Annotated in this window: 22 protein-coding genes; 11 read left to right on the forward strand and 11 right to left on the reverse strand. The window is 70.8% G+C overall.

From position 1 onward, the window contains the following. Positions 1-62: 62 nt before the first annotated feature. Genes ACE3TE_RS11545 through ACE3TE_RS11560 form a run of 4 tightly spaced genes read right to left on the reverse strand, consistent with a single transcriptional unit; the run spans position 63 to position 3,524 of the window. The gene (locus ACE3TE_RS11545; protein ID WP_374605119.1) at positions 63-665 is read right to left on the reverse strand and encodes a response regulator transcription factor; all 603 of its coding nucleotides are present in this window, start codon (positions 663-665) and stop codon (positions 63-65) included. Next, positions 662-1,807, reverse strand: coding sequence for a sensor histidine kinase (locus tag ACE3TE_RS11550; RefSeq protein ID WP_374605120.1), 1,146 nt, complete (start codon positions 1,805-1,807; stop codon positions 662-664). The genes ACE3TE_RS11545 and ACE3TE_RS11550 overlap by 4 nt, the downstream gene beginning before the upstream one ends. 35 nt (positions 1,808-1,842) lie before the next feature. Then, positions 1,843-2,607 carry an ABC transporter permease gene (locus ACE3TE_RS11555; protein WP_374605122.1) on the reverse strand — a complete coding sequence of 255 codons (765 nt, stop codon included), beginning with the start codon at positions 2,605-2,607 and terminating at the stop codon, positions 1,843-1,845. After that, positions 2,604-3,524 (reverse strand): ABC transporter ATP-binding protein, encoded by a 921-nt coding sequence (locus ACE3TE_RS11560; RefSeq protein ID WP_374605123.1) that lies wholly within the window; start codon positions 3,522-3,524, stop codon positions 2,604-2,606. Before ACE3TE_RS11560 ends, ACE3TE_RS11555 begins: the two co-directional genes overlap by 4 nt. A 232-nt stretch (positions 3,525-3,756) precedes the next feature. Between ACE3TE_RS11560 and ACE3TE_RS11565 the strand changes: the two genes are divergently transcribed. Further along, complete coding sequence (locus ACE3TE_RS11565; RefSeq protein ID WP_374605124.1) at positions 3,757-5,259, forward strand: aminotransferase class III-fold pyridoxal phosphate-dependent enzyme; 1,503 nt, start codon at positions 3,757-3,759, stop codon at positions 5,257-5,259. 63 nt (positions 5,260-5,322) lie between these two features. Here the strand turns inward: ACE3TE_RS11565 and ACE3TE_RS11570 are convergent, their stop codons facing one another. Then, positions 5,323-6,504, reverse strand: coding sequence for an FAD-dependent oxidoreductase (locus tag ACE3TE_RS11570; RefSeq protein WP_374605126.1), 1,182 nt, complete (start codon positions 6,502-6,504; stop codon positions 5,323-5,325). Then, the gene (gene ubiH / locus ACE3TE_RS11575) at positions 6,501-7,712 is read right to left on the reverse strand and encodes a 2-octaprenyl-6-methoxyphenyl hydroxylase (RefSeq protein WP_374605128.1); all 1,212 of its coding nucleotides are present in this window, start codon (positions 7,710-7,712) and stop codon (positions 6,501-6,503) included. The genes ACE3TE_RS11570 and ubiH overlap by 4 nt, the downstream gene beginning before the upstream one ends. 97 nt (positions 7,713-7,809) lie before the next feature. On the opposite strand from ubiH, the gene ACE3TE_RS11580 reads away from it, so the two are divergent. From ACE3TE_RS11580 to ACE3TE_RS11625, 10 genes are all read left to right on the forward strand, one after another. Beyond that, the gene (locus tag ACE3TE_RS11580; protein ID WP_374605130.1) at positions 7,810-8,400 is read left to right on the forward strand and encodes a hypothetical protein; all 591 of its coding nucleotides are present in this window, start codon (positions 7,810-7,812) and stop codon (positions 8,398-8,400) included. Positions 8,401-8,407: 7 nt separating this feature from the next. Next, on the forward strand, positions 8,408-8,962 hold the full coding sequence (locus tag ACE3TE_RS11585; protein ID WP_374605131.1) for a cob(I)yrinic acid a,c-diamide adenosyltransferase: 555 nt from the start codon (positions 8,408-8,410) through the stop codon (positions 8,960-8,962). Positions 8,963-8,964: 2 nt separating this feature from the next. Next, entirely contained in the window at positions 8,965-9,882 is a 918-nt protein-coding gene (locus tag ACE3TE_RS11590; protein ID WP_374605133.1) for a histone deacetylase family protein, read from the forward strand. A 75-nt stretch (positions 9,883-9,957) separates the two neighbouring features. Next, positions 9,958-12,171: an LPS assembly protein LptD gene (gene lptD / locus ACE3TE_RS11595; protein WP_374605135.1), complete on the forward strand. Its 2,214-nt coding sequence runs from the start codon at positions 9,958-9,960 to the stop codon at positions 12,169-12,171. A gap of 28 nt (positions 12,172-12,199) precedes the next feature. Continuing rightward, entirely contained in the window at positions 12,200-13,501 is a 1,302-nt protein-coding gene (locus tag ACE3TE_RS11600; protein ID WP_374605137.1) for a peptidylprolyl isomerase, read from the forward strand. A gap of 3 nt (positions 13,502-13,504) precedes the next feature. Further along, on the forward strand, positions 13,505-14,476 hold the full coding sequence (gene pdxA / locus ACE3TE_RS11605) for a 4-hydroxythreonine-4-phosphate dehydrogenase PdxA (protein ID WP_374605138.1): 972 nt from the start codon (positions 13,505-13,507) through the stop codon (positions 14,474-14,476). Continuing rightward, positions 14,473-15,297: a 16S rRNA (adenine(1518)-N(6)/adenine(1519)-N(6))-dimethyltransferase RsmA gene (gene rsmA / locus ACE3TE_RS11610; RefSeq protein ID WP_374605140.1), complete on the forward strand. Its 825-nt coding sequence runs from the start codon at positions 14,473-14,475 to the stop codon at positions 15,295-15,297. Before pdxA ends, rsmA begins: the two co-directional genes overlap by 4 nt. Positions 15,298-15,306: 9 nt before the next feature. Continuing rightward, complete coding sequence (gene apaG, locus ACE3TE_RS11615) at positions 15,307-15,687, forward strand: Co2+/Mg2+ efflux protein ApaG (RefSeq protein ID WP_374605141.1); 381 nt, start codon at positions 15,307-15,309, stop codon at positions 15,685-15,687. Next, positions 15,687-16,532: a symmetrical bis(5'-nucleosyl)-tetraphosphatase gene (locus ACE3TE_RS11620; protein WP_374605143.1), complete on the forward strand. Its 846-nt coding sequence runs from the start codon at positions 15,687-15,689 to the stop codon at positions 16,530-16,532. Before apaG ends, ACE3TE_RS11620 begins: the two co-directional genes overlap by 1 nt. Positions 16,533-16,548: 16 nt before the next feature. Then, positions 16,549-17,034, forward strand: coding sequence for a hypothetical protein (locus tag ACE3TE_RS11625; protein ID WP_374605145.1), 486 nt, complete (start codon positions 16,549-16,551; stop codon positions 17,032-17,034). Here ACE3TE_RS11625 and ACE3TE_RS11630 read toward each other — a convergent pair. From ACE3TE_RS11630 to ACE3TE_RS11650, 5 genes are read right to left on the reverse strand one after another with little or no spacing between them, the layout of a single operon-like run. Beyond that, on the reverse strand, positions 17,027-17,521 hold the full coding sequence (locus tag ACE3TE_RS11630; protein ID WP_374605172.1) for a dihydrofolate reductase: 495 nt from the start codon (positions 17,519-17,521) through the stop codon (positions 17,027-17,029). The genes ACE3TE_RS11625 and ACE3TE_RS11630 overlap by 8 nt on opposite strands. 14 nt (positions 17,522-17,535) lie before the next feature. Further along, complete coding sequence (locus ACE3TE_RS11635) at positions 17,536-18,330, reverse strand: thymidylate synthase (RefSeq protein WP_374605147.1); 795 nt, start codon at positions 18,328-18,330, stop codon at positions 17,536-17,538. After that, on the reverse strand, positions 18,330-19,220 hold the full coding sequence (gene lgt / locus ACE3TE_RS11640) for a prolipoprotein diacylglyceryl transferase (protein ID WP_374605149.1): 891 nt from the start codon (positions 19,218-19,220) through the stop codon (positions 18,330-18,332). The genes ACE3TE_RS11635 and lgt overlap by 1 nt, the downstream gene beginning before the upstream one ends. Continuing rightward, positions 19,217-21,055, reverse strand: a complete 1,839-nt coding sequence (locus ACE3TE_RS11645) for a cation:proton antiporter (RefSeq protein ID WP_374605150.1) — start codon at positions 21,053-21,055, stop codon at positions 19,217-19,219. The genes lgt and ACE3TE_RS11645 overlap by 4 nt, the downstream gene beginning before the upstream one ends. Before the next feature lie 41 nt (positions 21,056-21,096). Further along, on the reverse strand, positions 21,097-21,819 hold the full coding sequence (locus tag ACE3TE_RS11650; RefSeq protein ID WP_374605152.1) for a TerC family protein: 723 nt from the start codon (positions 21,817-21,819) through the stop codon (positions 21,097-21,099). Positions 21,820-21,830: the final 11 nt, after the last annotated feature.

Raw genomic sequence — 21,830 nt, forward strand, 5'->3', positions numbered from 1 at the left:
TTATCCCCAAGCAACGGGGTCAGGTTCACTTCCGCGCGGCGGAAGTGAACCTGACCCCGTTCTTACAACCAGCCCTTGGCGCGGGCGCTGCGATAGGCCTCGATGCGGTTTTCGGCGCCGAGCTTGCCGATCGCTTCGGACAGGTAATTGCGCACCGTGCCCTGGCTCAGGTGCAGACGGACGGCGATGTCGGCGGTTTTCACGCCTTCACCGGCCAGGCGAAGCACCTGCCGTTCGCGTTCGGTCAGTGGGTCGTCTTCGCCCCAGGCGGCAACCGCCAGTTGCGGGTCGATGGCGCGGCCGCCGGCGTGCACTTCGCGCAGCGCGCGCGCCAGCTGCGCCGAAGGCGCGTCCTTGAGCAGGTAACCGCGCACGCCGGCTTCCAGCGCACGGCGCAGGTAGCCGGCGCGGGCAAACGTCGTGAGGATCACCACCCGGGTCGGCAGCTGCGCGGCCTGCAGTTTCAGGGCCAGGTCCAGGCCGGTCAGGCCGGGCATCTCGATGTCCGTCACCAGCAGGTCGGGCCGGTGGGCCTGCACCGCCTGCCAGGCGGCGTCGCCGTCACCGGCCTGGGCCACCACTTCCAGGTCCGGCTCCAGGCCCAGCAGTGCCGCCAGTGCGCCGCGCACCATGCCCTGGTCTTCGGCCAGCACCAGGCGGATCACGGGAGCGGCCCCTGCAGCGCCGGACGGGGCAGGCTCAGGACGAGGCGCGTGCCGGAGCCGGGCACGGAGTCGAACTCGAGTCCGCCGCCGAGGGCGCGCAGGCGTTCGGTCATGCCGGCCAGGCCGGTGTTGGGTTCGATGACGCCGCCGCGGCCATCATCGCTGATGCTCAGCTGCACGCCGCCGGCATCGGCGCTGAGTTCGACCTCCACGCGGGCGGCGCGGGCGTGGCGCAGGATGTTGGTCACGGCCTCGCGCAGGCCAAGGGCCAGCACGGATTCCGCCTCCGGCGTCAGCTCCACCGGCGCGATGCGCTGGTCCAGCCGCACTTCGGCCGAAAGCAGCGCCAGCCTGGCGGCGGCCAGTTCGGCCTGGAGACCGGTGGCACGAATGCCGACGACGGCTTCCCGCACCTGCACCAGCGCCTTGCGCGCCACCGATTCGACCTCCGCCATCTGCGCCTTGGCCTCGAGCGGATTGCGATCGACCAGGCGGCCGGCCAGTTCGCTCTTGATCGCCACCAGCGACAGGGTGTGGCCCAGGAGGTCGTGCAGGTCGCGGCCGATGCGTTCGCGCTCGGCCATCGCAGCCAGGCGCGCGACTTCCTGCTGGGTCAGGCGCAGCTCGGCGTTGCGCCGCGCCTTGTCGCGCGAGTACAGCGTGCCCGCCAATACGAGGCCACCGATCAGCGCGGCCATGCCGCCCCAGGCCAGCGCAAGGCGCAGCGTCGGCATGGTCCACCAGAACTCGGCCACCAGCAGCGCCAGCAGCAGCGCGGAGACAGCGACGGCCAGACGAGGACGGAAAGCCCAGCCAGCCATCCCGCAGGCGTAGATGAGGAAGGTATTGCCACCCGGATTGAACGGCACCAGCGCGTAGCCGACCAGCGCGATGCCCAGTACCAACCACGGCCGCAGCGCAGGTGAGGAGCGATAGAAGCCGAAATGCAGCGGCAGGAACACCGCGATCGCGACGGCACTGGCCATCAGCGCGCGGCCGGGGCTGATCGGCGCGAAGGCCAGCGGCAGGAAGACGAACAGCAGGTAGGCCAGGGTGAGCCACGGGCTGTCGTGGATGTCGTCCCCGCGCGCCGGTGGCGCTGCCGAAGCCTGGTTGGCCAGTCGTTCCATGTGCCGCGACATTAGCGGATTCCCGGGCATTCGCGCGCGGCCTGCGTTCAAAGCCGGCGCATGCGCAGCGAGGCAAGCGCCAGCAGCGCCAGCGTCATGCCGGCCAGCACGGCGGCGTGCAGCAGGTAATTGACGCCCTGCAACTGCCCGATCACCCCGAGCGCCATTTGCGCCAGGTGCCAGGCCGGCCAGATGACGGCCAGCTTCTGGACGAGCAGCGGGAAGGCGAACAGCGGCATCCACAGGCCGGAGAGCACCGACATCGGCAGGTAGACCAGGTTGACAATCGCCACCGCCGCCTGCCCTTTCACCAGCGTGCCGATCAGCAGCCCGAGCGCGCAAAAGGGCGCCGTGCCCAATAGCAGCACTGCCACCAGCTTCAGCCAGACCAGCGGATCGACGCGCACGCCGCCGAAGCCGACCGCCGCGATCGAGAGCAGGCAGACGACGGCCAGGCCGAACACCAGGCTCATGAAGATCTTGGCCAGGAAATAGGCCATCGCCGGCATCGGCGAAACCCGTTTGATCTCCAGCCAGCCCTGCTCCCGTTCGATCGCCAGCCCGACGCCGAACCCGAACAGGGCGGGCCCGATCACGCCGAAGGCGCCGTAGGTCGCGAGCAGGTAGGCCGACTTCTCGTAGTCGCCCCACTTGCCCGGCAGCAGCACCGCGAACAGCACGTAGAACACCACCGGGAACGCCAGCGAAGGAATCGCGAACGCCGGCGTGCGCAGCACGCGCAGGAATTCGTACCCGGCCTCGAGGGCCTGGATGCGCCAGAAGGAGGGCGCGGCGTGGGCGAGCGTGGTCATGCGGTTTCCTCCATGGCGGCTTCGGCGGTGATCGTCAGCACGGCATCCTCGAGCGGCAGCGGGCGGACCTCGAGGTCGGACAGCGTGGGGTCGGCCGCCAGCCAGCGGCGCAGCAGGCCTTCGGCATCGCGACTCACCAGCTCCACGCGGCCTTCGTGCTCGCGGGCGCTGGCCACGCCGGGCCAGGCCTGCAGGTCGCCGGCCCCCAGGCGGCTGCGCGCGAGCAGTCGTTTGCCCTCGGCGCGGGCCTTGATGTGGGCCGGGCTGCCTTCGGCGAGCACGCGGCCACCGGCCATGAGGACGATGCGGTCCGCCAGGGCGTCGGCCTCTTCCAGGTAATGCGTGGTCAGCACGATCGCGGCGCCTTCCTCGCGCAGGCGGCGGATGACCACCCAGAAGGCGCGGCGCGCTTCGACGTCCAGGCCGACCGTCGGCTCGTCGATGAACAGCAGCGGCGCCCGCCCGCAGATCGCCAGCGCGAACTGGACGCGCCGCTTCTGCCCGCCCGACAGCGCGCCGTACGGCCGTCGCGCAAGGTCGGCGAGTCCCGCAAGCCGGAGGGTGTCGTCCAGGTGCCGGGGCGCCGGGTAATAACTCGAATACAGGCGGATGTGCTCGGCCACGCGAAGGGTGTCGGGCAGGTCGCCGTCCTGCAGCATCACGCCGATGCCGCGGCGCACTTCCGAGCGGCGCGGGTCCTGGCCGAACAGTTCGACCGTGCCGGCGTCTGCGCCGATGCGTCCGGTCAGCAGGCCCAGGGCCGTAGTCTTGCCGGCGCCGTTGGCGCCCAGCACGGCCAGCACCTCCCCGGCGTGAACCGCCAGGTCGACACCGGCCAGCGCCTGCACGGCCCCATAGGATTTGCGGGCACCGGCCAGGCGGGCCAGCACGGGTCGGGGTTGGGAATAGGCGGTCATCGCAGGCTCCTGTCTGGCGTGCAGACAGTCTCCCGACCGAACGGCCCGCCCTGCAGTGGCGAGCATCAGGCAGGCGGGGTGACAGCTGTCATGGCCGGCCGGGAATTCAAACGCCCGGGGGTTACGCGCCTCCGGGCGCGGTGGTAAGATCGGCCACAAGTCTTTGATTTTCAACGCAAGACCCGACGCGCGAGGGCCCACCTCGCGTTTTGTTTTGGGTCCGGAGAACGCCATGAACGTGATCGATATCCTCAAGCCGCTGCGCCAGCACGCCGGTACCGTCCGCACCCCCGGTCTCGACGACGCCAGCCTGCAGCGGCTCGCCGGTCGTTTCCCGGAGCTGGTGGAAGCCGCGAAGGCCGCCGTCGAGGCGCACGACGCGATCGCCGCGGAGTTCGCCGACCTGCTGGAACTCGACGAGCAGGCCCAGGTCGACGCCGTGCAGGGCAACTTCGTCAACTTCTATCCCGACGACGCGGTCAATCCTTATGTCGCCCTCGCCGCGCGCGGCCCCTGGGTGGTAACGCTCAAGGGCGCGGTGGTCCACGACTCCGGCGGCTACGGCATGCTCGGCCTGGGCCACACGCCGGAAGCGCTGGTCGCGGCGATGTCGCGCCCGCAGGTGATGGCCAACATCATGACGCCCTCGCTGTCGCAGCTGCGCCTCGCCCGCGCGCTGCGCAAGGAAATCGGCCACAGCCGCGGCGAGTGCCCGTACGCGAAGTTCCTGTGCCTGAACTCGGGTTCGGAATCGGTCTCGCTGGCCGGCCGCATCGCCGACGTCAACGCCAAGCTGCACACCGACGCCGGCGGCCGCCACGCCGGCAAGCGCGTCAAGCGCGTCGCGGTGAAGGGCGCCTTCCACGGCCGCACCGAACTGCCGGCGCTGTACTCCGATTCGTCGCGCAAGGCCTACCTGCAGCACCTGGCCAGCTACCAGCACCACAACGACCACCTGCTCACCGTCGAGCCCTATTCCATCGAAGGCCTGAAGCAGGTCTTCGCCGACGCGGACGCCAACGGCTGGTACATCGAGGCGATGTTCCTGGAGCCGGTGATGGGCGAAGGCGACCCGGGCCGCGCCGTGCCGCCGGAGTTCTACGCCGCCGCGCGCGAGCTGACCAAGGCCCACGGCACCCTGCTGCTGGTCGATTCCATCCAGGCCGGCCTGCGCGCCCACGGCGTGCTGTCGATCGTCGACTACCCGGGCTTCGAGAAGCTCGAGGCGCCGGACATGGAAACCTATTCCAAGGCGCTCAATGGCGGCCAGTACCCGCTGTCGGTGCTGGCGGTGAACGAGCGCGCCGCGGGCCTGTACCGCAAGGGCACCTACGGCAACACGATGACCGCCAACCCGCGCGCGCTCGACATCGCCTCGGCGATGCTGGCGGCGCTGACGCCGGAACTGCGCGCTAACATCCGCGAGCGCGGCCAGGAATTCCTGGACAAGCTGGCGAAGCTTCGCGACGAGCTGGGCAATGGCCTGATCACCAAGGTCCAGGGCACCGGCCTGCTGTTCTCCTGCGAACTCGATCCGTCCTACAAGTGCTACGGCGCCGGTTCGACCGAAGAGTTCATGCGCGAGCGCGGCATCGGCGTCATCCACGGCGGCACCAACTCGCTGCGCTTCACGCCGCACTTCGGCGTCACCAGCGAGGAAGTCGACCTGGTCATCGAGCACATCCGCAACGCCCTGCTCAAGGGCCCGCGCAAGACCCAGGCCGCTGCGGCCTGATTTACGGAAGGGGGTCAGGTTCACTTTCAACAGCGTTGAAAGTGAACCTGACCCCCTTCTTGTTCAGAGGCCCGCGGCCTTGCGCCAAAGCAGCTGGGTCAGCGGCGGGATGCGGCCGGCGAGGCCGAGGGCGTGGCCGCGCAGCAGGGTTGGCAGCAGGGCGTCGTTGCTGAAGGCGCGGTTGATGGTTTCGAAGGTATAAGCCGCCAGCGTGTTTTCGCTGCGGCGCGTACGCGCCCAGCGGGCCAGGCGGTGCGGGCTGGCGAAGTCGCTGCCGCGGACACGCGCCTGTTGCCAGGACTCGCGCAGCGCCGCGACGTCGCGCAGGCCGAGGTTCACGCCCTGCCCCGCCAGCGGATGCACGACGTGCGCGGCGTCGCCGGCCAGCACCACGCGACCGGCCACGAGGTCGCTGGCCAGCTGGCGGCGCAGCGGGAAGGCCGCGCGCGCCGACACCGACGTCACCTCGCCAAGCCGCGCGTCGAACGCACGCGTGAGTTCGCGGCGGAAACTTTCCTCGTCCGTTTCCAGCAAACGCTGGGCCTCGTCGGCGGGCAGGCTCCAGACGATCGAACAGCGGCCGTCGGTGAACGGCAGGAAGGCCAGCGGGCCCGTCGGCAGGAAGCGCTGCCAGGCGGTGTCCTCGTGCGGTTTTTCGGTGTCGACGTAGGCGACCAGCCCGCGCTGCCCGTATTCGTGCGCCTCGGCCTCGAGACCTGCGCAGGCCCGCACCTTCGATGCGGCGCCGTCGGCGCCCAGCACCAGGCGCGCATGCAGCACCGTGCCGCTGGCAAGCCACACGCCGGCCAGGTCGTCCTGCTGTTCGATCGATTCGAGCCGGTCCGGGCAATGGCGATGGATGCCCGGCTCGCGCGCGCAGGCGGACCAGAGACGATCCACCAGCAGTGCATGCTCGACGATGTGGCCCAGCGCCGGACGGCCGAAGGCGTCGGCGTCGAAACACAGCTCGCCGCCGCCGGCCGCGTCCCAGACCCGCATGCGCCGGTACGCCTGCGCGCGGGCGCCGCGCACGGCGTCCCAGACGCCCAGGTCCGCCAGCAGCGCGGCGTTGTCGGGCGCAAAGGCATACACGCGCAGGTCCGGAGCGGCTGCATCCCAGGCCGGCGGTTCGTGCGCCTCGACCAGGGCCACGCGCAGGCCGTCGCGGGCGGCGGCCAGCGCGGCCGCGGCGCCGACCACGCCGGCGCCGACGACGACCAGGTCGAAAGGATCCCGCCGGCTCATGCCCGCGGCCTCGACAGCTCGGGCACCTGGCCGCGATAGCCCATCGCGCCCGCGGCCAGCGGCGCGGCCAGTCCGGGCAGGTGGCCCAGTGCAATCAGTCCCAGCGAACGCAGCACGTGCATCGGGAACCCCTCGTTGGCGGTCGCGCGCGCCAGGCCATCGCTGAAGGCCAGCGTACGCTCGCGGTCCTCGCGCCGCGAGGCTGCGTAGTCGGCAAGGCGCGCGGGATCCCCCGGATCTCCGCCGTCGAGCCGCTGCGCCAGCGCCAGCGCATCGCGCAGTCCCAGGTTGAAGCCCTGCGCGCCGATCGGATGGATCGACTGCGCGGCATTGCCCATCAGCACCGCCCGCGGCGCGACCAGCCGCCCGGCGACGGTGCGCGTGAGCGGATAGCCGCTGCGCTTGCCGACCCGTCGCACGCGGCCGGCACGCCAGCCGAAGCGCTGCTGGAAATATTCGGCGTAGGCGGCGTCGTCCAAGGCCAGCACGGTATCGGCCTGGTCACGCGCCACCGCGCAGATGGCGCCGTAGTGGCCGCCAGCCATCGGCAGCAGCGCCACCGGCCCCTGGTCGGTGAAGCGTTCCCAGGCCGTGCCGTCCGGCGCCCGGTCGGTCGCCAGGCTGCACACCACCAGGGTCTGCCGGTAATCGTGGTCGATCGCCGCGATGCCCAGCGCGCCGCGCGCCAGCGAACGGCTGCCGTCGGCGGCCACCAGCAGGCGCGCGCGCAGCTCACGGCCACCGGACGCCTCGTCGAGCCGCACCCGCGGACCGTCGGCATCCGGGATCACTTCGCGCACGGTCGCCGGACGAAACCGCTCCAGGCCCTGCACCGTCGCCAGCCGCGATTCGAGCGCTTCGCCCAGCTCACGCGCCAGCACGACGCCGCCGAAGGCGTCCTGGCCCATTTCGGCCGCATCCAGACGCACCGAACCAAAATCACCGGCGCGGCTGACGTGCACCCGCCGGATCGGCGCCGGCGGCGTGGCCAGGCGCGGCAGCACATCGAGGGCGGACAGGGCGTTGAGACTGGCTGCGGCCAGCGCCAGCTTGCGTTCGTCGAAACCCGGGGCGCCGGCCGCCGGGGCGCTGGCCTCGACCTGGCCGATGCGCCAGCCGCGGCCGTCGAGGGCGCAGGCCAGCGCGCTGCCGACCAGGCCGCCGCCGAGGATGAGGATGTCGTGGTCGAAGCCGTGTTCGCTGGGCATGGCACACATGATACGCGCCCGCCGCGAAGGGCCGGCGACGGGCCGGCAGTTCCGCTAGAATGCCCGCCTGGCCGTTGCCCTCCGGAAATCCTTGCCCATGACTTCTATCACCCGCTCCCGCCTCGCCGTCTTCGCCGCGCTCGCCGTGCTGATGGCCGCCACCCGGCTGAACCATTTCGGCCTGGTGCCGGACGCGTCCTGGGCGGTGTTCGCGCTGGGCGGCTTCTACCTGGCCGGCAGCGTGCGCTGGGCTTTCCCCACGCTGATGGTGCTGGCGGTGGCGGTGGACTACGTGGTCATCACCGGTAGCGGCGCCAGCTTCTGGAGCCACTACTGCATGTCGCCGGGTTACTGGATGCTGCTGCCGGCGCACTTCGCGCTGTGGGCGGCCGGCACCGGTCTGCGCCGCTTCGGCCAGGACAAGCCGCTGCGCGTGCTCGCCGGCCTGGCGCCGGCGCTTCTGCTCGGCGTCGCGACCTGCCACCTGTTCGCCCAGGGCGGCTTCTACTGGCTGTCGGACGCCGTGGCCAACCCCACGTTCGCCGGCTGGGCCAAGAATTACGCCGACTGGTTCATGCCCTACCTGGGCACGACCGCGCTTTACGTGGGCATGGCCGTGCTCGTGCACGGCCTGGTCGCGGCCCTGCGCCGCGCCGGCGCCGCGCGCGCCAGCGGCCTGGCCGGCTGACCCGGCGATGGGCAACCGCCTGTCGAAGATCTACACCCGCACCGGCGACGACGGCAGCACCGGCCTGGGCGACGGCACCCGCGTCGCCAAGGATTCGGCCCGCGTCACCGCCTACGGCACCGTCGACGAAACCAACTGCGCGATCGGCCTGGTGCTTGCCTGCGAGATTCCCGACGACATCCGCCAGGTGCTGGTATCGGTGCAGCACCAGCTGTTCGACCTCGGCGGCGAGCTGTGCATCCCCGGCCACGCCGCGATCAAGGACGCCGACATCGAGCGCCTGGAATCGCAGCTCGACGGTTTCAACGCCGACCTGCCGGCGCTGAAGGACTTCATCCTGCCCGGCGGCGGCCTCGCCGCCGCGCACTGCCACCTGGCGCGCACCATCTGCCGCCGCGCCGAGCGCGAGACGGTCACGCTGTCGCACCACGACGCGGTGCGCCCGCAGGCCATCCGCTACCTCAACCGGCTCTCGGACCTGCTCTTCGTGCTCGCCCGGGTGCTGGCCCGCGCCAGCGGCCACGGCGAAACGATCTGGAACCACGAACGCCGCAAGGGCTGAGCGTGCTGCTCTACACCCATCCGGCCTGCCTCACGCACGACCCGGGCGCCGGGCATCCCGAGTGCCCCGCGCGCCTTGAAGCCGTGCTGCACGCCGTGCGCGCCGCCTTCCCTGCCCTGCCCTGGCGCGAAGCCCCGGTCGCAAGCCGGGACGCCTTGCGCAGGGTGCACACGCCGGCGCTGATCGCCGACCTGCTGGACACGCCGACCGACGGCGCGCGCCGGCTCGACGAGGACACCGCGATGTCTGCCGGTTCGCCCGAAGCCGCCCTGCGCGCGGCCGGTGCCGGCGTGGCGGCGGTCGACGCGGTGATGGCCGGTGAATCGCGGCAGGCCTTCTGCGCCGTGCGCCCGCCGGGCCACCACGCCACCCGCGCCGTCGCGATGGGCTTCTGCCTCTTCAATTCGGTGGCCGTGGCGGCCGCCCACGCCGTGCACGAACATGGCCTGCACCGGGTCGCGATCGCCGACTTCGACGTGCACCACGGCAACGGCAGCCAGGACATCTTCGCCGGCGACCCGCGGGTGATGTACCTCAGTTCGCACCAGTCGCCGCTGTATCCCAACACCGGCGATCCGGACGAACGCGGCGTCGGCAACCTCGCCAACGCCACCCTGGCCGCGGGTGCCGACAGCCACGCGTTCCGCGCCGTCTGGCAGGACGTGCTGCTGCCGCGGCTCGAGGATTTCCGGCCGCAGCTGCTGCTGGTGTCGGCAGGTTTCGACGGCCACCGCCTGGACCCGCTGGCCGACCTGGCCCTGGAAGCCGACGATTACCGCTGGCTGTCGGCGGAGCTGGCCGCGCTGGCGGACCGGCACGCGCAGGGCCGCCTCGTGTCGCTGCTCGAGGGGGGGTACAGCCTGTCGGCGCTGCGCGCCTGCAGCGTCGCCCACCTGCACGGCCTGCTCGGGACCCGCTGAGCGCAGCCGCAGGGCTCGTGTTGCCCCGCCCGGCGGCATGGGCGAAGCTATCGCGTCTTTTCCCCGGAAGTCCCCGTGCGCCGCCCAGTCCTTCGCCTGCTCCCGATCTGCCTGGCCATGGCCTGCGCCGCCCGCGCCCAGGACGCCACCCCGCCCGCCTGGGCCTTCTGCCCCGACACCGGCACGCTTCCGCTGTATCGCCCGCTGGCGGCCGACGATGCGGCACCGGCCGACCCCGCCACGGATGTCAGTGCCCTGCACCTGGACGTCAGCGAGCAGCAGGTGACGGTGCTGACCGGCGAGGTCGAACTGCTGCAGGGCGAACGCTGGCTGGGCACCGAAAAGCTGACTTACGACCACGGCAAGGAAACCTTCCAGACCGGCGGCCCGGCCCGTTACCAGGACCGCGGCCTGCGCCTGCGCGCCGCCAGCGCCCGGGGCGACCAGCGCGCCGACGTGGTGCAGCTGCAGGACGTCGAGTACCAGTTCAACCAGCAGCCCGGCAACGGCCGCGCCGACGCGATCGAGCTGCGTGGCCAGGAAGGCACGCTGACCGGCGCCAGCTATTCGACCTGCCCGCCGGCGCAGCGCCAGTGGGAGTTCCGCGCCAGCCGCATCGACGTCGACCAGGCCGAAGGGGTCGGCACGGCGCGCAACGCCACCCTGCGCGTGGGCGGCGTGCCGGTGCTGTGGCTGCCCTGGGTGCGTTTCCCGACCGACGACCGTCGCCGCACCGGCCTGCTCAGCCCGACCATCGGCCACGACGACCGCAACGGCTTCGAATACGAACAGCCGGTCTACCTGAACCTCGCGCCGAACTACGACGCCACCTTGTCGCCGCGCTGGCTGTCCGACCGCGGCCTGATGCTTGGCGCGCAGTTCCGCTACCTGGGCCCGGTCGACGCCCGCGGCGAGCTCGAGGGCACCTGGCTGCCCGACGACGATCTTGCCCGCCGCGACCGCGGCCTGCTGCGCTGGCGCCACGACGACCGGCTGGGCGAGCACTGGGCCTTCCGCGCCAACCTCAACCACGTCAGCGACGACGACTATTTCGCCGACTTCGGCGACTCGCTGCCCGACTCGACGATTACCCTGCTCGAGAGTTCGCTGGGCCTGTACGGCCGCGGCCGCGGCTGGGACGCCAGCCTGCAGGCCGAAAGCTGGCAGGTCGCCAGCCCGCTGCTGCCCGATTCGGCCACGCCCTACCGGCGCCTGCCGGAGGCGCGCCTGCGCTGGTCGCGGCCGTTCGCACGCTGGTTCGAAGCCGGCGTCGCAGCCGAAGCGGTGCGCTTCGAGTCGGGCTTCCGCGATGGCGGCAACCGCGTCGACCTCATGCCCTGGGTGCAGCTGCCCTTCGGCGGCGCCGCCTGGTTCGCGACGCCGCGCCTGGCCTGGCGCTACACCGCCTATTCGCTGGACCCGTCGCTGGTGCCGCCGGGCGGCGACGACAGCCCCGATCGCAGCCTGCCGGTGATGAGCCTGGACATGGGCGCCTTCTTCGAGCGCGCCTTCCGCTTCGGCGACGGCGACTACATCCAGACGCTCGAGCCGCGCCTGTACTACCTGAACGTGCCCTACCGCGATCAGGACCACCTGCCGCTGTTCGACACCCGTCCGCTCACCTTTTCCTGGCCGGGCCTGTTCCGCGACAACCGCTTCGCCGGCGCCGACCGGGTCGGTGACGCCGACCAGGTCACCCTGGCGGTCACCAGCCGCGTGTTCGACACCGAAGGCGGCCGCGAACTGCTGAGCGCGAGCCTGGGCCGCATCCACTACTTCGACGCGCCGCGCGTCACCGTGCCCGGCGGTCCGCTGCTGTCGGACGAGGGTTCGGCCTGGGTCGCCGAAGCCAGCCTTTCCCCGACCGACCGCTGGTCCCTGGGCCTGGTCCACCAGTGGGACCCGGACGGCGACCGCACCGACCTGTCGGCCGTGCGCAGCCAGTGGCGGTTCGGCGAACGTGGGCTGGTCAACGCGGCCTACCGCTACCGCGCCGACCTGGTCGAGCAGGCCGACCTGTCCTTCGCGCTGCCGGTGCGTGAACAATGGACCGTGCTGGGCCGCTGGAATTATTCGCTGCGCGACCGCCAGAGCCTCGAGGCCCTGGCCGGCGTCGAGTGGAAGAGCTGCTGCGTCGCGGTCCGCGTACTGGGCCGCCGCTACCTGCGTGAATTCAGCAACGAGCAGAACACCGGCATCTATCTTGAGATCGAACTGAACGGCGTCGGCAGCTTCGGCCGCAACACGGCCCGCCTGCTCGATGATGCTATTCTTGGCTATTCCCGTTGATACCCGTGGCGCCGGAGCCGCAGACTGCATGAACAACGCTTTCGCCCCCGTCCTGGCCGCCCTGCTGGCCCTGTCCACCGCCTTCGTGCCGGCGCCCGCCGCCGCCCAGGCCACCACGCCGGTCGACTCGATCGTGGCCGTGGTGGACGAGGACGTGATCCTGCGCAACGAACTCGACCGTGCCGTCGCCAACATCAGCGCCCAGTACGCCAACCAGCCGGGCCAGCTGCCGCCGCGCGACGTGCTCGAGCGCCAGGTGCTCGACCGCCTGGTGCTGGCCCGCCTGCAGCTGGTGCGCGCCCGCGACTCCGGCATCCGGGTCAGCGACGGCGAACTCGCCCAGGCCATCGAGTCGGTCGCCTCGCGCAACCGCATGACCCAGGAACAGCTGCGCGCCCGCCTGGTCCAGGACGGCCTGAGCTACGAAGAATTCCGCGACAGCCTGCGCGACGAAATGCTGATCGAGCGCCTGCGCCAGCGCTACGTGCAGAGCCGCGTGCAGGTCAGCGAGGCCGAGATCGACCAGCTGCTGGCCGTTCGCGAGATCGGTGGCCCGGAAGTGCGCCTGGCCAACATCATCGTCGCCCTGCCCGACGGCGCCACCGCCGAGGAAGTGGCCACGGCCCAGAAGAAGGCCCGCGACATCAAGAGCGTGATCGAACGCGGCGAGCTCGATTTCGCGGCCGCCGCCATCCGCTTCTCCGACGCGCCCAATGCGCTCGAGGGCGGCGAAATCGGCTGGCGCGCGCTCGACGCGATCCCGCCGGCCTTCGTCGGCCTGATCCAGCAGCTGCAGCCCGGCCAGATCTCCGAACCGGTGCGCGGCCCGGGCGGCTACCAGCTGATCCAGCTGGTGGAAACCCGCGAACAGGGCACCCAGACCCTCACCGAATACAACGCCCTGCACATCCTCATCCGCACCAGCCCGACGCTGCCCTCCGAGGCCGCGCGCCAGAAAGCCGCGGACCTGCGCGCGCGCATCGCCGCCGGCGAGGACTTCGGCAAGCTGGCCCGTGAATTCTCCGACGACAGCATGAGCCGCAACGACGGCGGCGACATGGGCTGGTTCCCGGTCAACGCCTGGGGCACCTCGGTGGGTTCGCAGCTCACCCAGCTCCAGGACGGCGAGCTCTCGCAGCCCTTCCAGAGCGAAGTGGGCTGGCACATCCTCAAGCGCCTGGGCGTCCGCGAGCAGGACGTCACCGAACAGAACCGTCGCAACCAGGCGCGCGAGATCATCGCCCAGCGCAAGGCCGAGGAAGAGTACGAGCGCTTCCTGCGCCAGCTGCGCTCGGAAGCCTTCGTCGAGAGCCGCCTGACGGCCGGCTGAGCCATGCGCCCGCGGCTGGCCCTGGTCCCGGGTGAGCCGGCCGGCATCGGTCCCGAACTCTGCGTCCGGCTCGCCCAGCGGCCGGTCGCGGCCGACCTGGTCGCCTATGCCGACCCGGACACCCTTCTCGCTGCCGCGCAGGCCCTGGGCCTGCCGCTGCGCCTGCGCTCGCCGGGCCAGGAATGCGGTCCCGGTGAACTGGCCCTGCAGCCGGTGCCGCAGTCCCGGCCGGTACGTTTCGGCCAACCCGACCCTGCCAATGCCGCAGCGGTGATCGCTTCGCTCGAACAGGGCGCGGCGGCCTGCCTGGCCGGCGAATGCCAGGGCCTGGTCACCGGTCCGGTGCACAAGGCCAGCATCAACGAGGGCGGCATCGCCTATTCCGGCACCACCGAACTGCTCGCCCGCCAGGCCGGCGTGGACGTGGTGATGATGCTGGCCCGCCCCGGCCTGCGCGTCGCGCTGGCGACCACCCACCTGCCGCTGCGCGCGGTGCCCGATGCAATCACCGGCGAAGGACTGGCGCGCTGCCTGCGCATCACCGACGCTGCGCTGCGCCGCGACTTCGGCATCGCGGCGCCGCGCATCGCGGTGCTGGGCCTGAACCCGCACGCCGGCGAAGACGGCCACCTGGGCCGCGAAGAGCTCGACGTCATCATCCCGTGCCTGCAGGCGCTGCGCGCCGACGGCCTGGACCTGGTCGGCCCGCTGCCGGCCGACACCGCCTTCCTGCCCGACAAGCTGGCCGGCTTCGACGCGGTGATGGCCATGTACCACGACCAGGGCCTGCCGGTGCTCAAGCACGGCGGCTTCGAGCAGGCGGTCAACATCACCCTGGGCCTGCCCTACCCGCGCGTCGCCGTCGACCACGGCACGGCGCTCGAACTGGCCGGCAGCGGCCGCGCCGATCCCTCGAGCCTGTTCGCCGCCGCAGACCTGTGCGCCACGCTCGCCGCCCGGAGGATTCCCGCATGAGCGCGTTCAAGGCCCCGCCGAAGAAAAACCTCGGCCAGCACTTCCTCACCGACCGCCGCTACATCGACCTGATCGTGCTGGCGGTGGACCCGAAACCGGGCGACCGCCTGGTCGAGATCGGCCCGGGCCAGGGCGCGATCACCTTTCCGCTGCTCAAGCGCCACGGCGAGCTGACGGTGATCGAATTCGACCGCGACCTGATCACCCCGCTGATGGAAGCCAGCGAAGGCCTGGGCCGGCTGACCGTGATCCACAAGGACGTGCTGCAGGTCGACTTCGGCAAGCTCGCGGCCGACGAAGGCCACGGCGCCTGCCAGATCCGCCTGGTCGGCAACCTGCCGTACAACATTTCCTCGCCCATCCTCTTCCACGCGCTTGAGCACGCCGCCGCGGTGCGCGACATGCATTTCATGCTGCAGAAGGAAGTCGTCGACCGCATGGCCGCCGGGCCCGGCAGCAAGGTCTACGGGCGGCTGGGCGTGATGCTGCAGGCCTATTGCACCGTCACCTCGCTGTTCGACGTGCCACCGGGCGCGTTCCGGCCGCCGCCGAAGGTCGACTCGGCGGTGGTGCGGCTGGTGCCGCTGCCGGCCGCCGAAGTCGGCATCAGCGACCACGCGCTGTACGCCCGCGTCGTGCGCGACGCCTTCGGCCAGCGCCGCAAGACGCTGCGCAATGCGCTGTCGCAGGTGTGCACCGGCGCCGACATCGAAGCCACCGGCCTGCGTCCCGACGCCCGCGCCGAACAGCTGGCCGTAGCTGAATTCAAGCTGTTGGCCAATCACCTGTGCACGCTGCCCCCGGAGCGTCGTCCTGCGTAGAATGGCGGCATGGACACGCCCCAGCACGCCATCCAGGTCGTCGTCGCCACCCGATTCCTCGAAGACCAGTCGATTCCCGAGGATGACCGCTACGTCTTCGCCTACACGATCCGGATCGAGAACGCCGGCGAGGTGCCCGCGCGCCTGATCAGCCGGCACTGGGTGATCACCGACGCCAACGGCAAGGTGCAGGAGGTGCACGGCGAGGGCGTGGTCGGCGAACAGCCCTGGCTGCGGCCCGGCGAAAGCTTCGAATACACCTCCGGCGCCGTGCTGGAAACGCCGCTGGGCACCATGCAGGGCAGCTACCAGATGCTCGCCGACGACGGCACGCGCTTCGACGCCGAGATCTCGCCCTTCACCCTGTCCGTGCCGCGGACCCTGCACTGATGGCCACCTACGCCATCGGCGACGTCCAGGGCTGTTACGACGCACTCCAGCGACTGCTGGAAAAGATCCGCTTCGACCCGGCGGTCGACCGCCTGTGGTTCTGCGGCGACCTCGTCAACCGCGGCGGGCAGTCGCTGGAAACCCTGCGCCTGGTGCATTCGCTGTCGATCCACAGCACCATCGTGCTGGGCAACCACGACCTGTCGCTGCTGGCGATCTCGGCCCGGCGCGAAGCCGACCAGCGCAAGGTCAACCCCGACCTGCAGCGGGTGCTGTTCGCCGACGACACCGAGGTGCTGATCAGCTGGCTGCGCCAGCAGAAGCTCTTCCACGTCGACCGCACGCTCAATTTCGCGATGGTGCACGCCGGGCTCGCGCCCAAGTGGACGATCGCCCTGGCCGAGGCCCGCGCCCGCGAGGTCGAGGAAAAACTGCGCGGCGACGGCTTCCAGAAGCTGGTGCGCAACATGTACGGCGACAAGCCGGCCTGGACGCCCAAGCTGATGGGGCCGGACCGCTACCGCGCGATCATCAACGTGTTCACCCGCATGCGTTATTGCACGCCCGGCGGACGCATCGGCTTCGAGGACAAGGGCCGGCCCGGCACGCAGCGGCCCGGCATGTACCCCTGGTTCGAGGTTCCGGGGCACGCCGAACGCGAGATGCCGGTGGTGTTCGGCCACTGGTCGACGCTGGGCCTGTTCATGGGCCTGGGCGTGTATGCCATCGACACCGGCGCGGTCTGGGGCGGCAAGCTCACCGCGCTGGAACTCGGCCCCGAACTTCGCCTGCACCAGGTCGCCGGGCGCAGCGCGCCCGACAACGCGCCGCGCGGCGACGACTGAAACAAAGGAGACTCCCATGACCCGTAGCCTGATCTTCCTGCTTGCCGCCGCCCTGGCCTTGCCCGTGCTGGCCCAGGACGCCGGTAACGGTGATGCCGCGGCGCGCGCCGCCGCGCTCAAGGCGGCCGTCGCCCCCGGCAAGCAGATCTTCATCGCCCGGCAGCTGCAGCTTTCCAACGAGGAAGACGCGGCGTTCTGGCCGACCTACGACACCCACCAGGCCGGCCTGGCCGACCTGGCGGAGCGGCGTTCGCGGCTGCTGGCGCGGCACGAGGAACGGCGCGCCGCCGGTGAGGTCGACGATGGCGACATCGAAGACCTGGCCGAGGAAATGCTGGCCCTGGAAGCCGACGAGGCCGACCTGCTCGAATCGAGCTTCGCGCGCCTGGGCCGCGCCGGGCTGCCGGTGCAGAAGGCGGTGCGCTACATCCAGCTGGAAAAGGACCTGCGGGCGCTGCGCCACCTCGAGCGCGGCGAAGACGCCGACTACCGCTTCAACTGAGGCCGGCCGGCTGCCGCCGGTAGTCCACGAACCGGAAGTCGAACGCATGCCGGGCGTCGGCCGGATGGTCCTCTCGCCAGACCGGCCGCCATTCGGCCGGATTCCATTCGGGGAAGAACGCGTCCGCGCCGTCCACCACCGTGTCCACGTGGGTCAGGTGGAGCTGGCTGGCCAGCGGCAGCGCCAGCGCGTAGACCTCGCCGCCGCCGATCACCATCAGCGCCTCGGCCTCGCAGCCGGCCATCGCCTCTTCCAGTGAAGCCACCGGCTCCATGCCGGCGAAGGGAACGCGCCCCGAGCGCGTGAGCACGAGGTTGCGACGCCCCGGCAGCGCCCGGCCCAGGGATTGAGCGGTCTTGCGGCCCATCAGCAGCGGCCGGCCGAGGGTGAGCGCCTTGAAGCGCTTGAGGTCATCGGGCAGGCGCCACGGCAGTTGATTGCCGCGGCCGATCGCCCGGGCGCGGTCCAGCGCCGCGACCAGGTGCAGCTCCGGGAAACCGCTCACACCGCCACCGGCGCCCTGATGGCGGGGTGCGGGTCGTAGCCTTCGATGCCGATGTCCTCGAAGCGCATCGTGAACAGGTCGGTCGCTTCCGGCGCCAGCACCAGCCGCGGCAGCGGCCGCGGTTCGCGCGAAAGCTGTTCGCGCGCCTGGTCGAGATGGTTCGAATACAGGTGGGCGTCGCCCAGCGTGTGCACGAAGTCGCCCACCTCCAGCCCGCAGTGGCGCGCCACCATGTGCGTGAGCAGCGCATAGCTGGCGATGTTGAAGGGCACGCCCAGGAAGATGTCGCCCGAGCGCTGGTAGAGCTGGCAGCTCAGCCGGCCGTCGGCCACGTAGAACTGGAACAGCGTGTGGCAGGGCATCAGCGCCATCTGCGGCAGCTCGGCCACGTTCCAGGCGCTGACGATCAGCCGCCGCGAGTCTGGGTTGCGCCCGATCTCGTCGACCACCCAGCGCAACTGGTCGATCTCGCGGCCGTCGCTGCCGGTCCAGTGTCGCCACTGCTTGCCGTAGACCGGACCGAGCTCGCCGTTTTCGTCGGCCCACTCGTCCCAGATGCTGACCTTGTTCTCGCGCAGGTAGCCGATGTTGGTTTCGCCGCGGATGAACCACAGCAGTTCGTGGATGATCGAACGCAGGTGCAGCTTCTTGGTGGTGACCAGCGGGAACCCTTCGCGCAGGTCGAAGCGCATCTGCCAGCCGAACACCGAACGCGTGCCGGTGCCGGTGCGATCGGCCTTCACCGTGCCGTGTTCAAGCACGTGCCGCAGCAAATCCAGATAGGCGTGCATCAGGCCTTCTCCGCCGGCGGCGGCACCGGCGCCAGCGTCGGCGAGCGGTGCGACAGCCAGAGCAGGAACAGGCCCAGCGCCACCAGCGGCAGCGACAGCAGCTGGCCCATGGTCAGCCAGCCGAAGGCCAGGTAGCCGAGATGGGCATCAGGCTCGCGCACGAATTCCACCGCGAAGCGGAACAGGCCGTAGCCGAGCGCGAATAGGCCCGAGACGGCGTAACGCGGCCGCGGCCTGCGCGAGTAGAACCACAGCACGAGGCCCAGCACCAGGCCTTCGAGGGCGGCCTGGTAAAGCTGCGACGGATGCCGTGCGAAGCCATCGAGCGCGCCGCTGGCGTGCAGCGAGCGCAGCTGGTCCATCGGCAGCGCGGCGTATTCGGCCGGCAGGCTGGACGGGAACACCACGCCCCAGTCGCCGCCGGTCGGCTTGCCCCAGAGCTCGCCGCCGATGTAATTGCCCAGCCGCCCGAAGCCCAGGCCCGCCGGCACCAGCGGCGCGACGAAGTCCATGGTGTCGAAGAAGTGCAGGCGCTGGCGCCGGCTCCACCAGGCCGCGGCCACCAGCACGCCGATCAGCCCGCCGTGGAAACTCATGCCGCCCTGGTTGACCATGAACAGCATCAGCGGATCGGCGAGGAAAGCGTCGAAGGCATAAAACAGCACGTAACCCACGCGTCCGCCCAGGATCACGCCCAGCATCCCGTAGAACAGCAGGTCGCCGAAGCCGTCCTCGTTCACCCCGGGCAGGCGCCCGGCCCGCACCCGCCGGCGGCCCAGCCACCAGGCGGTGAAGAAGGCCAGGGCGTACATCAGCCCGTACCAGTGGATGCCGTGCGGCCAGAACGGCAGTTCCAGGGCCAGCGGATCGATATCGTGCAGGATCGTCATGCGCCTAGTTTGCCGACCGCGTCCGCATTGGTCGATGCCCCGGCGCCTGCGGGGACGTCGCGGCGCGTGGACGGGTCGACCAGGGCGCCGACCACCCAGCCGGCCAGGGGCTCGAGCGGCAGGTCTTCGGTTTCGAACATCAGCCGCTCGCGGTCGTTGATCGCGAACAGCCGCAGCGGCGGCTCCGCGTACTGCGCCACGAACTCATCCCAGCCGAACTCCGCGCCCAGCTTGGTGGTCTTGATCTGCCAGCCCGCGGCCAGGCGCTTGTCGAGCTCGCCGTGGGTGATGCCCTCGCCGAACAGCGCCGGTGCCTGGATCGGCGCCGCCAGCGCCTGCCGCGGCGCTTCACCGGGGGCCAGCACGCGCAGCCGCAGCACCCGCCCGGGGCCGAACTCCGGCCGGAAGCGCACGCAGGCCAGGGTGTTCATCTCGCCGCGGGTGGACATCGCCAGCAGCCAGCCGAAGGCGTTGAAGTCCACCGTCCGCTCGGCGTGCTCGGAGGCCGGGTTCCCATAGAAGGTCTTCAGCCCCGCCAGCCGCGCCGCCGCCAGACCGCTCCAGTCCTCGTCGGCCAGCAGCGTGCGGAAGCCGGCCTTGTCCAGGGCCTGGCCGATCGCCCGGGCCACCGGCGAACTGCCGACCACCAGCACCTGGGTCGGGCTGGGCGCGGTGACCTTCAGCAGCCGCGCCAGCCATCGCGACGTGCCGCTCTGCACCAGCACCGTGCCGATGATCAGCAGGAAGGTCAGCGACACCAAGGTCTGGGCGGCGACCGGGTCCTGGTCCTCCATGCGCAGCGCGAACAGCGCCGACACCGCCGCCGCGACGATGCCGCGCGGGGCGATCCAGGCCAGCAGCGCCCGCTCCGGCCAATGCGTGGTGCCGCCCAGCGTGGACAGCAGCACCGCCAGCGGCCGCACCACCAGCATCGCCGCCGCCAGCACCAGCAGGCCGGTGCCCAGCATCGGCAGGCCCGGCCACTGCAGGCGCGCCGCCAGGATGATGAAGAGCATCGAGATGATCAGCGTCGACAGGTGTTCCTTGAACGACAGGATGTGCTCGACGTCCAGGCCGCGCATGTTCGCCAGCACCATGCCCATCACCGTCACCGCCAGCAGGCCGCTTTCGTGCGCGAGCAGGTTGCTGGCGGCGTAGGCGACCAGCACCCAGGCCAGGGTCCCGTAGTTGTGCAGGTATTCGGGCAGCCACTGCCGGCGCAGCACCGTGGCCAGCACCCAGGCCCCGGCGACGCCGATCACCGCGCCGCTGGCCACCGTCCAGGCGAACACGCCCCAGCCGCCGTTGCCGTGCCCGAGCATCAGCGCCTCGAGCACCAGCACGGCCAGCAGCGCGCCGATCGGGTCGATGATGATGCCTTCCCAGCGCAGGATGTTGGAGATGCGTTCGTTGGGCCGCACCGCGCGCAGCATCGGCATGATCACGGTCGGCCCGGTGACGCAGGTCAGCGCGCCGAACAGCAGCGCCACCGGCCAGGCCAGGCCGGCCAGGTAGTGCGCGGCCACCGCCAGGCCGCCCATCGTCACCAGCGCGCCGACGCTGACCAGGCGCAGGATGGTCGGGCCCAGGCCGCGGATTTCACCCAGGCGCAGGGTCAGGCTGCCCTCGAACAGGATCAGCGCCACGCCCATCGACACCAGCGGGAACAGGAATTCGCCCAGCATCGCGTCCGGGTCGAGCCAGCCCAGGCCCGGCCCCAGCGTGATGCCCGCGGCCAGCAGCAGCAGGATCGCCGGCAGCCGCAGCCGCCATGCCGCCCACTGGCACAGGAAACCCAGCAACAGCAGCAATGTGATGAACAGGCCGGTGGACATGCGGGCTCCGGATCAGGGGCGCACGCAGGCGGCCGGCGTGGTCAGCCCGGCCTTCGCTGCTTGCGCTTGGCGAGGATGTTCAGCGTCTCGACGCCGGCCGAGAAGGCCATGGCGAAGTAGAGGAACTTGCGGTCGATGTGGAAATCGAAGCCGTCGGCGATCAGCGCCACGCCGACCAGGATGATGAAGCTCAGCGCCAGCATCTTCACCGTCGGGTGCCGGTCGATGAAGTCGCCGATCGGATTGGCGGCGAACAGCATCACCGCCACCGCCATCAGGATGGCCGCGACCATGACCCAGCGGTTGTCGACCATGCCGACCGCGGTGATCACCGAGTCGAGCGAGAACACGATGTCGATGATGGCGATCTGGGCGATGACGTAGCCGAACACCGCCGAAGGCTTGGTGCCGATGTCTTCTTCGTCGGACTCGCCCTCGACCGAATCGTGGATTTCCATCGTGCCCTTGACCAGCAGGAACAGGCCACCGGCGATCAGCACCAGGTCGCGCACCGAAAAATCCATGCCGAACAGCGCGAACAGGTTGTTCTGCATGCTGGCGAGGAAGGCCAGCGACAGCAGCAGCAGGATGCGGGTGACGCAGGCCAGGGCCAGGCCGAACTTGCGGGCCATCGGGCGCTGTTCCGGCGGCAGCTTGCTGACCGCGATCGAGATGAAGACAAGGTTGTCGATGCCAAGCACGATCTCGAGCGTCGCCAGGGTGAGCAGCGCGATCCAGATTTCAGTGCTGAAGATCCAATCCATCGTACGGGTTC

Source organism: Arenimonas sp., assembly GCF_041919775.1.
Taxonomy (GTDB): Bacteria; Pseudomonadota; Gammaproteobacteria; order Xanthomonadales; family Xanthomonadaceae; genus Arenimonas.

Excerpts from the sequence above, each read along its gene's own strand:
- ACE3TE_RS11625 (WP_374605145.1), top strand. The coding sequence starts at position 16,549 with ATGACCCGTAGCCTGATCTTCCTGCTTGCCGCCGCCCTGGCCTTGCCC.
- rsmA (WP_374605140.1), top strand. The coding sequence starts at position 14,473 with ATGAGCGCGTTCAAGGCCCCGCCGAAGAAAAACCTCGGCCAGCACTTC.
- ACE3TE_RS11560 (WP_374605123.1), bottom strand. The coding sequence starts at position 3,524 with ATGACCGCCTATTCCCAACCCCGACCCGTGCTGGCCCGCCTGGCCGGT.
- ACE3TE_RS11555 (WP_374605122.1), bottom strand. The coding sequence starts at position 2,607 with ATGACCACGCTCGCCCACGCCGCGCCCTCCTTCTGGCGCATCCAGGCC.
- ACE3TE_RS11645 (WP_374605150.1), bottom strand. The coding sequence starts at position 21,055 with ATGTCCACCGGCCTGTTCATCACATTGCTGCTGTTGCTGGGTTTCCTG.
- ACE3TE_RS11635 (WP_374605147.1), bottom strand. The coding sequence starts at position 18,330 with ATGCACGCCTATCTGGATTTGCTGCGGCACGTGCTTGAACACGGCACG.
- apaG (WP_374605141.1), top strand. The coding sequence starts at position 15,307 with ATGGACACGCCCCAGCACGCCATCCAGGTCGTCGTCGCCACCCGATTC.
- pdxA (WP_374605138.1), top strand. The coding sequence starts at position 13,505 with ATGCGCCCGCGGCTGGCCCTGGTCCCGGGTGAGCCGGCCGGCATCGGT.
- ACE3TE_RS11650 (WP_374605152.1), bottom strand. The coding sequence starts at position 21,819 with ATGGATTGGATCTTCAGCACTGAAATCTGGATCGCGCTGCTCACCCTG.
- ACE3TE_RS11580 (WP_374605130.1), top strand. The coding sequence starts at position 7,810 with ATGACTTCTATCACCCGCTCCCGCCTCGCCGTCTTCGCCGCGCTCGCC.
- ACE3TE_RS11620 (WP_374605143.1), top strand. The coding sequence starts at position 15,687 with ATGGCCACCTACGCCATCGGCGACGTCCAGGGCTGTTACGACGCACTC.
- ACE3TE_RS11585 (WP_374605131.1), top strand. The coding sequence starts at position 8,408 with ATGGGCAACCGCCTGTCGAAGATCTACACCCGCACCGGCGACGACGGC.
- ACE3TE_RS11565 (WP_374605124.1), top strand. The coding sequence starts at position 3,757 with ATGAACGTGATCGATATCCTCAAGCCGCTGCGCCAGCACGCCGGTACC.
- ubiH (WP_374605128.1), bottom strand. The coding sequence starts at position 7,712 with ATGCCCAGCGAACACGGCTTCGACCACGACATCCTCATCCTCGGCGGC.
- lgt (WP_374605149.1), bottom strand. The coding sequence starts at position 19,220 with ATGACGATCCTGCACGATATCGATCCGCTGGCCCTGGAACTGCCGTTC.
- ACE3TE_RS11550 (WP_374605120.1), bottom strand. The coding sequence starts at position 1,807 with ATGTCGCGGCACATGGAACGACTGGCCAACCAGGCTTCGGCAGCGCCA.
- ACE3TE_RS11570 (WP_374605126.1), bottom strand. The coding sequence starts at position 6,504 with ATGAGCCGGCGGGATCCTTTCGACCTGGTCGTCGTCGGCGCCGGCGTG.
- ACE3TE_RS11600 (WP_374605137.1), top strand. The coding sequence starts at position 12,200 with ATGAACAACGCTTTCGCCCCCGTCCTGGCCGCCCTGCTGGCCCTGTCC.